This is a genomic window from Bradyrhizobium sp. KBS0727 (assembly GCF_005937885.2).
Taxonomy (GTDB): domain Bacteria; phylum Pseudomonadota; class Alphaproteobacteria; order Rhizobiales; family Xanthobacteraceae; genus Bradyrhizobium.
The window spans coordinates 4653175-4665740 of record NZ_CP042176.1; the positions used below are offsets into that span (position 1 = coordinate 4653175).

Consider the following 12566-nt stretch of genomic DNA (forward strand, 5'->3'; position numbering starts at 1 on the left):
CGGGGTCGGTATCGGAAACGGCAATCAGCGTTTGCGAGGCGCTTCCAGTCCCCTGAGCACCAGCGTCAGGAGTGCGTCGATCCGCGCCGGCGCATCCGGATCGTTCCATTCGTCGGCATGGGCGGGATGATGGAAGCGGCTGGTGGCGTCGAAAATGGCGCGCGCCGAAACCTTGGGGTCGGCGACCTCGAAAACGCCCTGCTTGACGCCGTCCGTGAGCATCCGCGCGATCTGATCGACCAGGCAATCCTTGTGACCTTTCACGACCTTGCAGGCTTCGCGGGCCAGCGTCAGATAGGTCGCGAACATCTCGGGGTCGTCGCCGAGCCGCTTGTGCTTGATCGCAAACATCGTGCGCAGCCAGCGTTCCAGCCGTTCGGGGGCCGGGCCGGTCGCCTCGGCAATCTCCAGAAGCGGCGCGCTGGCGCGGTCGAGCCAGCGCTTGGCGACAGCCTCGCGCAGCGAGGCCTTGCTGGGGAAATGGCGGTAGACGCTGCCGTGGCTGACATCCAGCGCCCGGGCCACATCGACCACCGTGGCCTTGGCGAGCCCGTAACGGCGCAAAACGTCCTCGGTAACCTCCAGAATGCGTTCGGGGGTCAAAACCACGACTTCGTTCATTGGCGCACCTGCGAAACGACGAGACGGGTGGTCATTCAGTCCCCCTAACGGGTTAATGCTTTACCGGTTCCAGGCGCTCGGCCTGCGCCGCCAGATGGCGGGCCACCTGCTGGTTCAGCCAGCGCTGGATTTGTGCAGTCAAATAAATGATTTCGATGGTCATTGGCGTCGTCCTCTTCAAATCTCCGGGCTCAGGGCCAACGAGCCGGAGGTGACACCCGATGGCGTCGGAAAGCGATATAGCATGTCTCGCTGACAGATTTCAATATCTGTCATTCAATGTTCTGCCATGGCAGGCCTGCGTGGGATGCGGGGCTGGACCAGCGGCGACGGCGACAGGCGCCGGACCCGCCCGTCACGTGGCGGGTCAGCGACGGTGTCCCTCCCGCCCCGTGGCTGCTGATCCCTTCTCTTTCCAAATTCTCCCGGCCGTTTTGTCTCACTCATTTGTCTGACTTGGGCTGCTCTGCTAAAGCGCGGCGTAAAAAACAATTCGCCCGGAGTCGTCGATGATCCCCCGCTATACCCGCCCGGAAATGGCCTCCATCTGGGAGCCGCAGACCCGCTTCAAGATCTGGTTCGAGATCGAAGCGCATGCGGCGGACGCGCAGGCGGAGCTTGGCGTGGTGCCGAAAGAGGCCGCCAAGACGATCTGGGCCAAGGCCAAGAACGCGACCTTCAATGTCGAGCGCATCGACGAGATCGAGCGCGAAACCAAGCACGACGTCATCGCTTTCCTGACGCATCTGGCCGAAATCGTCGGCCCCGAGGCGCGCTTCGTCCACCAGGGCATGACCTCCTCCGACGTGCTCGACACCACCCTCAACGTGCAGCTCACCCGCGCCGCCGACCTGCTGATCGCCGATATCGACAAGGTTCTGGCGGCGCTGAAGAAGCGCGCCTTCGAGCACAAGATGACGCCGACCATCGGCCGCTCCCATGGCATCCACGCCGAACCCGTGACATTCGGGCTGAAGCTCGCTTACGCGTATGCCGAATTCAGCCGTGCCCGCGAGCGGCTGATCGCCGCGCGCAAGGAAGTCGCGACCTGCGCCATCTCGGGCGCGGTCGGCACTTTCGCGCAGATCGATCCGCGCGTCGAAGAACATGTCGCCAAGGCGATGGGACTGGTGCCCGAGCCGATCTCGACCCAGGTAATTCCACGCGACCGCCACGCGATGTATTTTGCAACGCTGGGCGTGATCGCCTCCTCGGTCGAGCGCCTCGCCACCGAAATCCGCCATCTGCAGCGCACCGAGGTGCTGGAAGCCGAAGAATTCTTCTCCGAGGGCCAGAAAGGCTCGTCGGCGATGCCGCACAAGCGCAACCCGGTGCTGTCGGAAAATCTCACCGGCCTCGCACGCATGGTGCGCGCCTATGCGATGCCGGCGATGGAAAACGTCGTGCTCTGGCACGAGCGCGACATCTCGCACTCTTCGGCCGAGCGCATGATCGGGCCGGATGCCACCGTCACGCTCGACTTCGCGCTTAATCGCCTCGCCGGCCTGATCGAAAAACTCCTGATCTATCCCGCCAACATGCAGAAGAACCTCGACCGCCTCGGCGGCCTCGTGCACTCGCAGCGGCTATTGATCGCGCTGACGCAGAAGGGCGCCAGCCGCGAGGACGCCTACAAATTCGTGCAACGCAACGCGATGCCGGTGTGGCGCGGCGAAGGCGATTTTCAGACGCTGCTGAAGAAGGACCCGGACGTGAAGAAGTTCATGAGCGACGCCGAAATCGAGGAGCTGTTCGACCTCGGCTATCACTTCAAGCACGTCGACACCATCTTCAAGCGGGTGTTCGGCGAGAGCTGATTACCCCGCTGCGCCTGTTGGCGTCAGCCGCTGCGCCTGTTGGCGTCAGCCGCGCGCGGGCACCACGGCCTTTGCCGGCGCGCCATAGAGCCGCATCAGCACGAACGTGATTAGCAGGATCGCGAGATAGACCGTGAGCTGCATCGCGGTCGGCTGGTCGGTGTAGCCGATCAGCGTATGCAACGCCTTGCCGGGAATGCTGGCATCGGACAAGAGCCAGCCTGAGTCCCACACCACGTTGTCCATCGCGGTCAGCCAATTGGCCTTCTCCAGGAACGCCGCAGCCTGCGCCGCCATGCCGGCGGCGAGCAAAGCGATCAGGATCGTCGTGGTCGTAAACAGCGCGCGCGCGGGAATGCGGAGCAGACCGAAATAGGTCAGAAGACAGATCATCAAACCGAGCGCGAGGCCGCCGAGGCCGCCGAGCGTCACGCCCCAAGCGGTATCGCCGCCGGTGGCGATCACGCCGTAGAGAAACAGAACGACCTCACTGCCCTCGCGCAGCACCGCGACGCCGACCACCACCGCCAGCGCGAGCAGCGATTTCGATCCTTCCACCACCGCCTGCCCGGCGACGCGCAGTTCACCAGCGAGCTCGGCGCCGTGACGCGCCATCCAGACATTGTGCCAGGTCAGCATCACGACCGCGATCACGAGGATAGCGGCGTTGAACAGTTCCTGTCCCATGCCGGCAAACAGGTTTGACAACGCGCCGGCAAAGGCGGCGACCACGCAGGCGGCGAGCACGCCGGCCAGCACGCCGCCGCCGATCCAGGCGTTGCGATGCGGCACCGTGCGCGTGACCGCGAGCACAATGCCGATGATCAGACCGGCCTCGAAGACTTCGCGGAAAACGATGATCAGTGCAGCAATCACGGCTTTTTCCTACTTCACGACCAGCGCGCCGCGGGCAACCTTCTCGTTGTATTCGTCGACGAACTCGTAGCGGCCGGGCTTCTGGGCGCGGACGTTGACGGTGGCGTCGCTGGAGCCGGCGACCACCTTCTCGATCTTCAAGGTCTTGCTCTCGAACTCCATCGGCTTGGCATCGAGGTTCTTCAGCTTGATCACGATCGGCGTATTGGCCGGCGCGCTGATTTCGGCCGGATCGAATTTCTTGTCCTTGTAGCTGAGCTGAATTTCGGTCGCGGCCTGCGCGTTCGCCGCACTGGTGGCGGCAATCGGGAGCAGAGCGGCGACGGCGGCGAAAATGACGGCCTTCGAAAGCGTTCGCGAGCGGGACATGTCGGTTCTTTCAATGATGGGCTGAAGATATCGGCAGATGGCATACGCTGCCGGCTGCCACGCCGTGAAGAGACAAAAAGCCGCTGTTAATTGGAGAACTTCTAAATCGCGGAGCTAGAGCCCCGTTCCGACAGAATCGGAACGGGGCTCTAGCTTTCTTGCTTTGACGCGTTTTCTTGACGCGAACCGGTATCCACTTCGCTTGAAAACGCTCAGCCGGGCGCGCCGTCGACCATGCGCGATGTGACGCGATCGCGTTTTATAAAGTGATGCCAGAGCGCCGCGCCGATGTGGAGCACGATCAGTGCCAGCAGCACATAGGCAAACAGGATGTGACGGTCCTCATAGGCCGCGGCGGCGGCCTTGTCGGGCGAGGTAATCTGCGGAACGTGAAACAGCCCGAAGAAGCTGGAATAATCCGGGGTGCGCGCGCCGGAATGGGCCCAGCCCAGCATCGCCACCAGAATAGTGACGGCATAGAGCGACCAATGGCTGATGCTTGCCACGATCCGCTGCCAGCGCGGCGTGTCCGAAGGCAGTGCCGGCGTCGGATTGAAGCCGCGCCAGATCAGGCGGAGCACCATCAGCAGCAGCACGAGGTAGCCGATATCGGCATGGATCGAGCGGTAGAAGAACCGGTTCGGCCCGGCCGGAATGTGGTTCATCCACCAGCCGAAGGCGAGCATGCCAACGATGACCAGGCCGAGGCCCCAGTGGAACCAGCGCGACAGGCGGCCCCAGCTCGATGACGTATTGCGTAGCATTTCCGTTGAGCCTCCCGACCGCTCAAACCCGGCAGGTCGTTTGCGGTTTTGTCCATATCTGCAATGACTTGCCCTGATAGCTTTGCATTCCCGCCAAGGCGACTTGAATCGTTCAAAACTACGTGCGACCCGCAGGCCATCCATCGCAGGGGCCCCACCGCCCTCAAAAACAACTGAATGGTAACCGTGGATCGGCTAAAAGAGCGGCGTGTCCTATCCCCCAACCATCCTCGTTTTCGACTCCGGCCTCGGCGGCCTCACGGTATTGCGTGAGATCGTCGGCGCCCGGCCCGATGCTCATTATGTCTATGTCGCCGACGACGCGTTCTTTCCCTACGGCCATCATAGCGAGGAGCAGATCATCGCGCGCGTGGTGCCGCTGATCGGCGACCTGATCGAAAGCCATGCGCCCGATCTGGTGGTGATCGCGTGCAACACCGCGTCCACGCTGGTCATGTCGCATCTGCGCGAGGCCTATCAGGTACCGTTTGTCGGCACCGTGCCCGCGATCAAGCCAGCCTGCGCCAGCTCGAAGACCAAGCGTGTGTCGGTGCTCGGCACCAAGGGGACGGTCAAGCGCGAATACACCAAGCGGCTGATCCACGATTTTTCGCAGGGCTGCGAGGTGACGCTGGTAGGCTCGGCGGAGCTCGCCTCGCTGGCCGAAGCCGCGCTCAGCGGCAACGACGTGAGCGATGACGACATTGCAGCCGAACTGGCGCCCTGCTTCGTCGGCCACGGCGGAGGCGATGCCCATCGCACCGACACCGTCGTGCTGGCCTGCACGCACTATCCGCTGTTGCTGGAGCGGCTGGTGCAGCTCGCGCCATGGCCGGTCGCCTGGATCGATCCCGCCCCCGCCATCGCCCGCCGCGTATCCGACCTGCTCGGCCCGGCCAACGGTCCATCCGATCAGGCCGGCGCCGAAATGATCTTTACGTCGCGGCGGCCGCACACGCTGAGCGAGGCGCTGATGCCGTTCTTCGGCGGCCGCGTCCCGGCGTAAGGCTCCGCCGTTAGCTTAGCTGACGACCCACCATGGCACCGATCTCCTTGAAGACGGCTTCCAATTGCTGTGGCGCCGGCGAACCACCCTGCGTGTAGGCGCACACCAGTACCGGGCCGCCTGATTTCGGCCAGGCGATCGCGATATCGCCGGACGCATCCTTGCCGTTGTTGCCGGTCTTGTCGCCGACCTTCCAGTCCGCCGGCAGGCCACCGCGCAGCCGGTTGTTGCCGGTCTTGCAGCCCACCATCCATTCGGTGAGAAGCTGGCGCGACGCCGGCGTCAGCACAGCGCCGAGCAGGAAGCGGCGCAGATTTCCCGCCATCGCTGATGGCGTGGTGGTGTCATGGGGATTGCCCGGGGGCGAGCGATTGAGTTCGGGTTCGTTGTGGTCGAGGCGCGAGATGGTATCTCCGGTCGAACGCCAGAACGCGGTCAGCGCCGCGGGGCCGCCGACCCGCGCCAGCAGCAGATTGGCACAGGTGTTGTCGCTGAGTTCGACGATGGCCTTGCACATCTCGGATACCGACATGGCGCCTTGGGCGAGATTCTGTTTCGCGACCGGCGCATATTCGAGAAGATCCTTGGGTCCATAAGCGACCAGGTCCGCAAGACGATCCGCGCCGTGGTCGACCCGCGCCAGCACGAAGGCCGCCAGTGAAGCCTTGAAGGTGCTGCACATGACGAAGCGCTCCTCGGCGCGCCACGCCATCTTCGCACCGGTGGAAAGATTTTCGGCATGGACGCCGATCCGCCCGCCGGTCTCGCGTTCGTAGGCCGCAAGCGCAGGCGGCGCCTGCTCTGCGAATACCGGCCAGGCCACAAGGCCTGACGCCGCGGCCAGCAAGGCCCGTCGATCGATCATCGTGGAAACATCCTTCAAGCTAAAGCCCGCGCCTTGCGTTGCTCGGCTGTTGCGCCGGAATGATGGCACCTCACATGCGCGCGCTGAAAAAACATCGGGCTCGAAACGCCGCGAATCTGTCCCTATCATATCGCCCACCGAACCGGACGAACCGACATACGAGCAGGGAGTTTCCGCCTTGACCTCCGCAAATCCCGCGCCGCTCAACCGTCTCAAGCAGCTATGGCGGGACGGACGCCCGACCTTCGGCGCGATCGCGACCATTCCCTCGATCCAGACCGTGCAGATCATGGCCCGGTCCGGCATCGACTGGATCATTGTCGACCTCGAGCACGGCCCGATCGATCTCGGTTCGGCGCATGGGATGATCACGGCGACCTCAGGCACGCCCTGCGTGCCGATGGTGCGGATCGCCGCCAATGAACCCTGGCTGGCGAAAGCGCCGATGGACATCGGCGCGCTCGGGATCAATTTTCCGATGATCTGTAGCCGCGCGGATGCAGAGAAAGCCGTGCGCAGCGTGCGCTATCCGCCGAACGGCGACCGGCTGTGGGGGCCGTTTCACGCGCCGTTCCGCTGGGGCGTGTCGATGGCGGACTATATGGCGACCGCCGACGACGACATGATCTGCATGATCACCATCGAGCATGTCGAGGCCGTCAACCGCATCGACGAGATCATGGCGACACCGGGCATCGACCTCGCGGTGATCGGCCCCGGCGATCTCGCTACCTCCATCAACAAGCGCGGCCTGCCCGACGATCCCGAGGTGCTTGATCTGATGGCGCGCGCCGAAGCCGGTATCCTCAAAAGCGGCGTGCCGATCGGCGGCGTCGCCCGTACCGCCGAGCAGGCGAACCGGATGATCGAGCGCGGCTATGTCGCGCTGGCATTGGGTTTTGACTGGTCGCTGTTCCAACGCGGCATCGCGGCAAGTTTCGAGGGCATCAAGCGATAAAAAATCGTGCGCCGCTGTGGCGCGCCCCTGCCCTCCGCGCTTTCCGCGCGCCGCGGGCGCTGCTAGAGTTTCTCGCACAGGGAGAAAACACATGATCAAGAAAATTCTGCTCGGACTGACCGTCATCCTGGTTGCTGGCGCCGGCGTCGCCATCGCCCAGCAAGCCGGCATCAAGCGGACCCCGCTGCAAAAGCTCGACTTCCCGGCCGGCTACAACACCGTCACCGCCATCGCGGAAGTGCCCGCTGGTGGCGCCGCCGGCCGCCACACCCATCCCGGTATGGAAACCGGCTATGTGCTGGAGGGCGAACTCGAACTCGTGCTCGACGGCAAGGAGCCTGTGAAGATCAAGGCCGGCGAATCCTACCAGATCCCGGAAGGCGCGGTTCACGACGCCAAGGCCGGCGACAAGCCCTTCAAAGTGCTTGGGGTTTACATCGTCAAGGCCGGCGAGCCGCTGGCCAAACCCGCGCCATAACGCGAACCATCTGGCGTCAGGCCACCTGGTTCGTGCTAGATCAGGGTCGGCGGGCTGGGCATAGTGGCCCGCTGGCCTTCTGATGGGCTTATGGCGGAAACCAGAGCGGAGCGATGCGCGGAACGGTTCGAAAAATCACAACGCCGCGCCGCGTCGTCATCGATCTCATGCGCGCCTCCAGGGGCGTCCCTTTCGTCGCGGTGCGCCGGACGCTGAACATCGCGCGGCTGGCCTCGGCCCGCAGCGCGTTGAGCCAGCGGCCGGCCTGGGCCGTGATTTTCGCCAAGGGCTTTGCCGCGCTCGCCCGGGAAGAACCTCGCCTGCGCACGGTGTTCCTGAAATGGCCTTACGCACGCTTTTACGAGTTGCCGGAAACGGTCGCGAATATCGTGGTGGCGCCCACTGCTTCGCCCGAGGGCGTGATGCTGTTCCCGATCAAGGCGCCGGACCTCGTCCCGTTGATCGAGGCCGATGCCGCGCTCCGCAAAGCCAAGTCGGAGCCGATCGAATCGACGCCATTTTTCCGCAAGACGCTGGCCGCCACTCGGCTGCCGCTGCCGCTGCGATATCTCGCCTGGGCGATCGGCCTCAATATCGGCCGGCAACGCGGCAATTTTTTCGGCACGCTCCTCATCACTTCGGTCGCCGCTTTTGGCGGCGGAGAAGTCGAGGCGCTTGGTCCTGGCCCCTATATTTTAAGCTATGACAGGGTTACCGATGATGGCTTCATCGATGTGATGGTTCGCTGGGACCATCGCATCACGGATGCGGCCGATATCGGCATCGCGCTTTCACGTCTTGAACAAATCTTGAATAATCTGGTCGCGGACGAACTGCTCGCGCTGGCTCCGGAAGGACAGGAGCCGTCGTTGCACGAGCTGATCGGCTCGCGACAGGTTGGCAGGATTTCCCGATAGTTCACCAAAACGTCCCGATGGATGGTCGCCGGATATTGGCGGCGGTATCGACGGGCGGACAGCAGGCCAATGAAGATTCTACGCGGGCGGACAGCATTTGTCACAGGCGCAGCTTCCGGCATCGGCCGGGCGATTGCCGTGGCACTCGCGCGCAAAGGTGTCGATCTCGTCATTACCGACATCGATGCGGCCAGGCTCGCGCAGGTCGAGCAGGAGACGAAGCAACACGGCGTCAAGGTGACGAGCGTCGTTTGCGACCTGTTGCAGCCCGACGAAATCACCAAAATGCTGGACGGTCTGTTTTCGACCGGTCCGCTGCATATCCTGGTCAATTGCGCAGGGATCGCGCTGTACGGCCAGCAACGCAATGTGGCTGATATCGACTGGCGCCGGTTGATGGCGATCAATCTTTTGGCGCCGATCCAGATCACGACCCACCTGATCAACAAGCTCGCGGGCGCCGAGGAAGCTCATATCGTCAACATGTCGAGCATCTTCGGGCTGGTCCCGGTGCGCCAGCTCGCAACCTATCAGGCCAGCAAATACGGCCTGGTGGGTTTTACGCTCGCGATACGCAACGACTACCACCGCAAGAATTTCGGCGTCAGCGTAATCTGTCCGGGCCTGGTGAAGACGCCGATGGTCGAACTGGACGGCCCGTCACGGATCTATTCCAAGCTGCCCAAAATTCCGGCTTCGCTCTACACCACGCCGGAGCGGGTCGCCGAGGCGACTATCGATGCCATCAAGCGCGACCGAGGATTGGTGCTGATCACCCTGCTCGCCCACGTGCTGTGGCGCCTCAACCGCTTCTTCCCCGGCCTCGTCGATCTCCTGAACCGCGAGGGCTGGCGCTCGCGCGGCCCGATCATCCCGCCGGGCGAACAATAGAAATCTAGCGCCCGCGCTGCAGGCGCGTGACCAGGGCCAGCACCACTCCGCGGGGCACAAACCGGGTCACGGCGATCGCCGCCTTGGTGCCGATACCGGGGATGCAAAGCGCGCGGCCTGCCTTCATCGCCTCCCAACCGTCGCGGGCGACCTCGTCGACGGGAAGCTTTCGCAACAGCTTGAACAACCTCACCTGTTGCGCGCCGGCGCGGGTCAGGAACGGTGTGCGCAGCGGACCGGGACACAGGCAGGTCACCGTGACGCCGCTGCTCCTGACCTCGCGCAGAAGCGCCTGCGAGAGCGAAACCAGATAGGCCTTGCTGGCAAAATACACGGCCATCCGCGGGCCCGGCGCAAAGCCGGCGACCGATGCCACGTTGAGGATGCGACCGGCCTTGCGCTCGACCATATCGGGCAGGAATCGCAGCATGAGGTCGGTGACGGCGCGGATATTGACCGCGATAATCCCGAACTGGCCGGCGCGATCGAGTTCCACGGCATCGCCGAACAGGCCAAAACCGGCATTGTTGATGAGGGTATGGCAATAAAGACCGCGCGCGGTGAGTTCACGCGCGACGGTTTCGCCGGCATCCGGTGCGGCCAGGTCGATGCCGAGTGTCACCGTGGATTGCCCGGAAGGGTCGATTTCGGCTGCCAGCCGCTCCAAATCACCGATATTGCGGGCAATCAGGACCGTTTTGGACCCTTCGGCAACCGCCAGCCGAGCGAATTCGGCACCAAGTCCGGAGGAAGCGCCGGTCACGACCACTGCAGGCTGCATGCTCCCAAACCCGTCCTTTTGCGCCTAAAAATGCCTCGGCAAAAAAGCCTTCAAAAAGGCCGTCAAAAAACCCTTGGAGAGGCCCGAGCCAACCAGTCATAGCGGGCCGGGGAAGGATTTGACAGCGGGTGCGAATATCCCTAGAAACCGCCTGCTCGCGGGCCGTTTTCGGCCCGCGTTGCGTTTCGCGACCCGTGGTCCTCCCCGAGCTTTCGAGGCGGACCTGTCGGCCCCGGGAATCCCGGTGCACAGGAGGGCGCGTCTCCTCAAAACTCAAACTCATCAGAGGACGCGATGACTAAGCGCAGTGAGGCGAAATACAAGATCGATCGCCGTATGGGCCAGAACATCTGGGGCCGCCCGAAGAGCCCCGTCAACCGCCGCGAATACGGCCCCGGCCAGCACGGCCAGCGCCGCAAGGGCAAGCTCTCCGACTTCGGCGTGCAGCTCCGCGCCAAGCAGAAGCTCAAGGGCTACTACGCCAATATTTCCGAGCGCCAGTTCCACGGCATCTATGTCGAAGCCGGCCGGATGAAGGGCGACACCGGTGAAAACCTGATCGGCCTGCTCGAGCGTCGTCTCGACACCGTGGTCTATCGCGCCAAGTTCGTCGCCACCATGTTTGCCGCGCGCCAGTTCATCAACCACGGCCACATCAAGGTGAACGGCCGCCGCGTCAACATCTCGAGCTACAAGGTCAAGCCCGGCGACCTCATCGAGATCAAGGAATCCTCCAAGCAGCTCACCCCGGTGCTGGAAGCAAGCCAGCTCGGCGAGCGTGACGTGCCCGACTTCATCGAAGCCGATCACTCCAAGATGACGGCGAAGTTCACCCGCATCCCGGCGCTGTCGGACGTGCCGTTCGCGGTGCAGATGGAGCCGCATCTGATCGTCGAATTCTATTCGCGCTGAGCGAACTGGATCTTCAAGCTATCAAAGGCCCCGGTTTTGCCGGGGCCTTTTTCTTTGGGTAGGATCACCCGGCGACGCGAACGTCATTCCGGGGCGCGTCGAAGACGCGAACCCGGAATCTCGAGATTCCGGGTCTGGTCCTTTCGGACCATCCCGGAATGACCACAACCGAAAGATTCCTCCATGCACTACACCCCTGCCCCGCGCGACCCCAAGGCCGCCCCCATCCACATCAACCTGTTGTCGGATACGCAGACGCGCCCGACCCAAGCGATGCGCGAGGCGATGGCGCGGGCCGAGGTCGGCGATGAGCAGATCGGCGACGATCCGACGGTCAACCTGTTGTGCGAACGGGTGGCTGATTTGCTCGGCAAGGAAGCCGCCGTGTTCATGCCGTCGGGCACCATGTGCAACGTCGCAGCGACGCTGGCCTGGTGCCGGCCGGGCGATGAAATCCTCGCCCATGTCAGCGCGCATATTATCGCCCGCGAAGGCGGCGCGCATGCAGCCCTCGGCGGATTCCAGATTACGCCGCTGGCCGGCGACGACGGACAGTTTTCGCCCGAAACCTTTCGCGCCGCCCTTCACCCGCGCTCGCGCTACCAGCCGCCGCAAACCGTGGTCAGCGTCGAACAGACCGCCAATATCGGCGGTGGCACGATCTGGAAGAAGACGGCGCTCGATGAAATCGTGCAGATCGCCAAGACGCACGGGCTCGTCACCCATATGGACGGCGCGCGGCTCTTGAACGCCTGTGTCGCCACCGGCATCAGCGCACGCGACATGGCCGCGGGCTGGGATTCGGCCTGGATCGATTTTTCCAAAGGTCTCGGCGCGCCGGTCGGCGGCGCGATCGCCGGCTCGCGCCAATTCATCGACGACGTCTGGCGCTGGAAGCAGCGGCTCGGCGGATCGATGCGGCAGGCCGGCATTTGCGCCGCAGCCTGCGTCTACGCACTCGACCATCACGTCGACCGCCTCGCCGACGATCACGCCAATGCGCGGGCGCTGGCGCGGGGATTGTCGCAGATCAACGGTGTCGAAGTGCAGCAGCCCGAAACCAACCTGGTGTTCTTCAAGCCTGACGGAGCCGGGATCAGCGGCGACAGGATGGTCGAGGCGTTACGCAAGCGCGGCGTGCTGCTGGCTGTCATGGACGGCCGCATCCGCGCCTGCACCCATCTCGACGTCACGGCCGAGATGATCGAGGAAACCGTCGGACTGGTGCGCGAGATCGTGCGCGGGGTGTAATTGCCTTCGATCAGAGCAGCCAAAAGCATACAGATCGCAGCAGAATCCTGTTATTCAGCT

The 12566-nt window shown here is 63.6% G+C and carries 14 protein-coding genes; 8 read left to right on the forward strand and 6 right to left on the reverse strand.

Annotated elements, in window-relative coordinates:
* Positions 1 to 24: 24 nt before the first annotated feature.
* Complete coding sequence (locus FFI89_RS21880; RefSeq protein ID WP_138829702.1) at positions 25 to 621, reverse strand: TetR family transcriptional regulator; 597 nt, start codon at positions 619 to 621, stop codon at positions 25 to 27.
* Positions 622 to 1130: 509 nt separating this feature from the next.
* Between FFI89_RS21880 and purB the strand changes: the two genes are divergently transcribed.
* The gene (gene purB, locus FFI89_RS21885) at positions 1131 to 2438 is read left to right on the forward strand and encodes an adenylosuccinate lyase (protein ID WP_138829703.1); all 1308 of its coding nucleotides are present in this window, start codon (positions 1131 to 1133) and stop codon (positions 2436 to 2438) included.
* Between the two features lie 45 nt (positions 2439 to 2483).
* On the opposite strand, the gene FFI89_RS21890 is transcribed toward purB, so the two are convergent.
* From FFI89_RS21890 to FFI89_RS21900, 3 genes are all read right to left on the reverse strand, one after another.
* Positions 2484 to 3314, reverse strand: a complete 831-nt coding sequence (locus tag FFI89_RS21890) for an FTR1 family protein (RefSeq protein ID WP_138829704.1) — start codon at positions 3312 to 3314, stop codon at positions 2484 to 2486.
* Positions 3315 to 3323: 9 nt separating this feature from the next.
* A complete protein-coding gene (locus FFI89_RS21895) occupies positions 3324 to 3683 on the reverse strand; it encodes a cupredoxin domain-containing protein (RefSeq protein ID WP_138829705.1) in 360 nt (119 codons plus the stop codon).
* A gap of 212 nt (positions 3684 to 3895) precedes the next feature.
* Entirely contained in the window at positions 3896 to 4447 is a 552-nt protein-coding gene (locus FFI89_RS21900) for a cytochrome b (RefSeq protein ID WP_138829706.1), read from the reverse strand.
* 208 nt (positions 4448 to 4655) lie between these two features.
* Between FFI89_RS21900 and murI the strand changes: the two genes are divergently transcribed.
* Positions 4656 to 5453 (forward strand): glutamate racemase, encoded by a 798-nt coding sequence (murI, locus tag FFI89_RS21905; RefSeq protein WP_138829707.1) that lies wholly within the window; start codon positions 4656 to 4658, stop codon positions 5451 to 5453.
* A gap of 10 nt (positions 5454 to 5463) precedes the next feature.
* Here murI and bla read toward each other — a convergent pair whose 3' ends face one another.
* The gene (gene bla, locus FFI89_RS21910) at positions 5464 to 6318 is read right to left on the reverse strand and encodes a class A beta-lactamase (RefSeq protein ID WP_138829708.1); all 855 of its coding nucleotides are present in this window, start codon (positions 6316 to 6318) and stop codon (positions 5464 to 5466) included.
* Positions 6319 to 6496: 178 nt separating this feature from the next.
* Here bla and FFI89_RS21915 point away from each other — a divergent pair, with 178 nt between their 5' ends.
* The 4 genes from FFI89_RS21915 (at position 6497) to FFI89_RS21930 (ending at position 9562) form a co-directional block, all read left to right on the forward strand.
* Positions 6497 to 7276, forward strand: a complete 780-nt coding sequence (locus tag FFI89_RS21915; RefSeq protein ID WP_138829709.1) for an HpcH/HpaI aldolase/citrate lyase family protein — start codon at positions 6497 to 6499, stop codon at positions 7274 to 7276.
* A gap of 91 nt (positions 7277 to 7367) precedes the next feature.
* Positions 7368 to 7754 carry a cupin domain-containing protein gene (locus FFI89_RS21920; RefSeq protein ID WP_138829710.1) on the forward strand — a complete coding sequence of 129 codons (387 nt, stop codon included), beginning with the start codon at positions 7368 to 7370 and terminating at the stop codon, positions 7752 to 7754.
* A gap of 113 nt (positions 7755 to 7867) precedes the next feature.
* The gene (locus FFI89_RS21925) at positions 7868 to 8671 is read left to right on the forward strand and encodes an acyltransferase (RefSeq protein ID WP_246669218.1); all 804 of its coding nucleotides are present in this window, start codon (positions 7868 to 7870) and stop codon (positions 8669 to 8671) included.
* Positions 8672 to 8740: 69 nt separating this feature from the next.
* Positions 8741 to 9562 (forward strand): SDR family oxidoreductase, encoded by an 822-nt coding sequence (locus FFI89_RS21930; protein ID WP_168212988.1) that lies wholly within the window; start codon positions 8741 to 8743, stop codon positions 9560 to 9562.
* 4 nt (positions 9563 to 9566) lie between these two features.
* Here FFI89_RS21930 and FFI89_RS21935 read toward each other — a convergent pair whose 3' ends face one another.
* Entirely contained in the window at positions 9567 to 10343 is a 777-nt protein-coding gene (locus tag FFI89_RS21935; RefSeq protein ID WP_138829712.1) for an SDR family oxidoreductase, read from the reverse strand.
* 294 nt (positions 10344 to 10637) lie between these two features.
* Here FFI89_RS21935 and rpsD point away from each other — a divergent pair, with 294 nt between their 5' ends.
* Positions 10638 to 11255, forward strand: a complete 618-nt coding sequence (gene rpsD, locus FFI89_RS21940) for a 30S ribosomal protein S4 (RefSeq protein WP_138829713.1) — start codon at positions 10638 to 10640, stop codon at positions 11253 to 11255.
* 183 nt (positions 11256 to 11438) lie between these two features.
* The gene (locus FFI89_RS21945) at positions 11439 to 12506 is read left to right on the forward strand and encodes a low specificity L-threonine aldolase (protein WP_138829714.1); all 1068 of its coding nucleotides are present in this window, start codon (positions 11439 to 11441) and stop codon (positions 12504 to 12506) included.
* Positions 12507 to 12566 lie beyond the last annotated feature (60 nt).

Bases quoted from the DNA above. Each gene is read 5' to 3' on its own strand.
- FFI89_RS21880 (WP_138829702.1), bottom strand. From the start codon at position 621: ATGAACGAAGTCGTGGTTTTGACCCCCGAACGCATTCTGGAGGTTACC.
- purB (WP_138829703.1), top strand. From the start codon at position 1,131: ATGATCCCCCGCTATACCCGCCCGGAAATGGCCTCCATCTGGGAGCCG.
- FFI89_RS21895 (WP_138829705.1), bottom strand. From the start codon at position 3,683: ATGTCCCGCTCGCGAACGCTTTCGAAGGCCGTCATTTTCGCCGCCGTC.
- FFI89_RS21900 (WP_138829706.1), bottom strand. From the start codon at position 4,447: ATGCTACGCAATACGTCATCGAGCTGGGGCCGCCTGTCGCGCTGGTTC.
- bla (WP_138829708.1), bottom strand. From the start codon at position 6,318: ATGATCGATCGACGGGCCTTGCTGGCCGCGGCGTCAGGCCTTGTGGCC.
- FFI89_RS21920 (WP_138829710.1), top strand. From the start codon at position 7,368: ATGATCAAGAAAATTCTGCTCGGACTGACCGTCATCCTGGTTGCTGGC.
- FFI89_RS21925 (WP_246669218.1), top strand. From the start codon at position 7,868: ATGCGCGGAACGGTTCGAAAAATCACAACGCCGCGCCGCGTCGTCATC.
- FFI89_RS21930 (WP_168212988.1), top strand. From the start codon at position 8,741: ATGAAGATTCTACGCGGGCGGACAGCATTTGTCACAGGCGCAGCTTCC.
- FFI89_RS21935 (WP_138829712.1), bottom strand. From the start codon at position 10,343: ATGCAGCCTGCAGTGGTCGTGACCGGCGCTTCCTCCGGACTTGGTGCC.
- rpsD (WP_138829713.1), top strand. From the start codon at position 10,638: ATGACTAAGCGCAGTGAGGCGAAATACAAGATCGATCGCCGTATGGGC.
- FFI89_RS21945 (WP_138829714.1), top strand. From the start codon at position 11,439: ATGCACTACACCCCTGCCCCGCGCGACCCCAAGGCCGCCCCCATCCAC.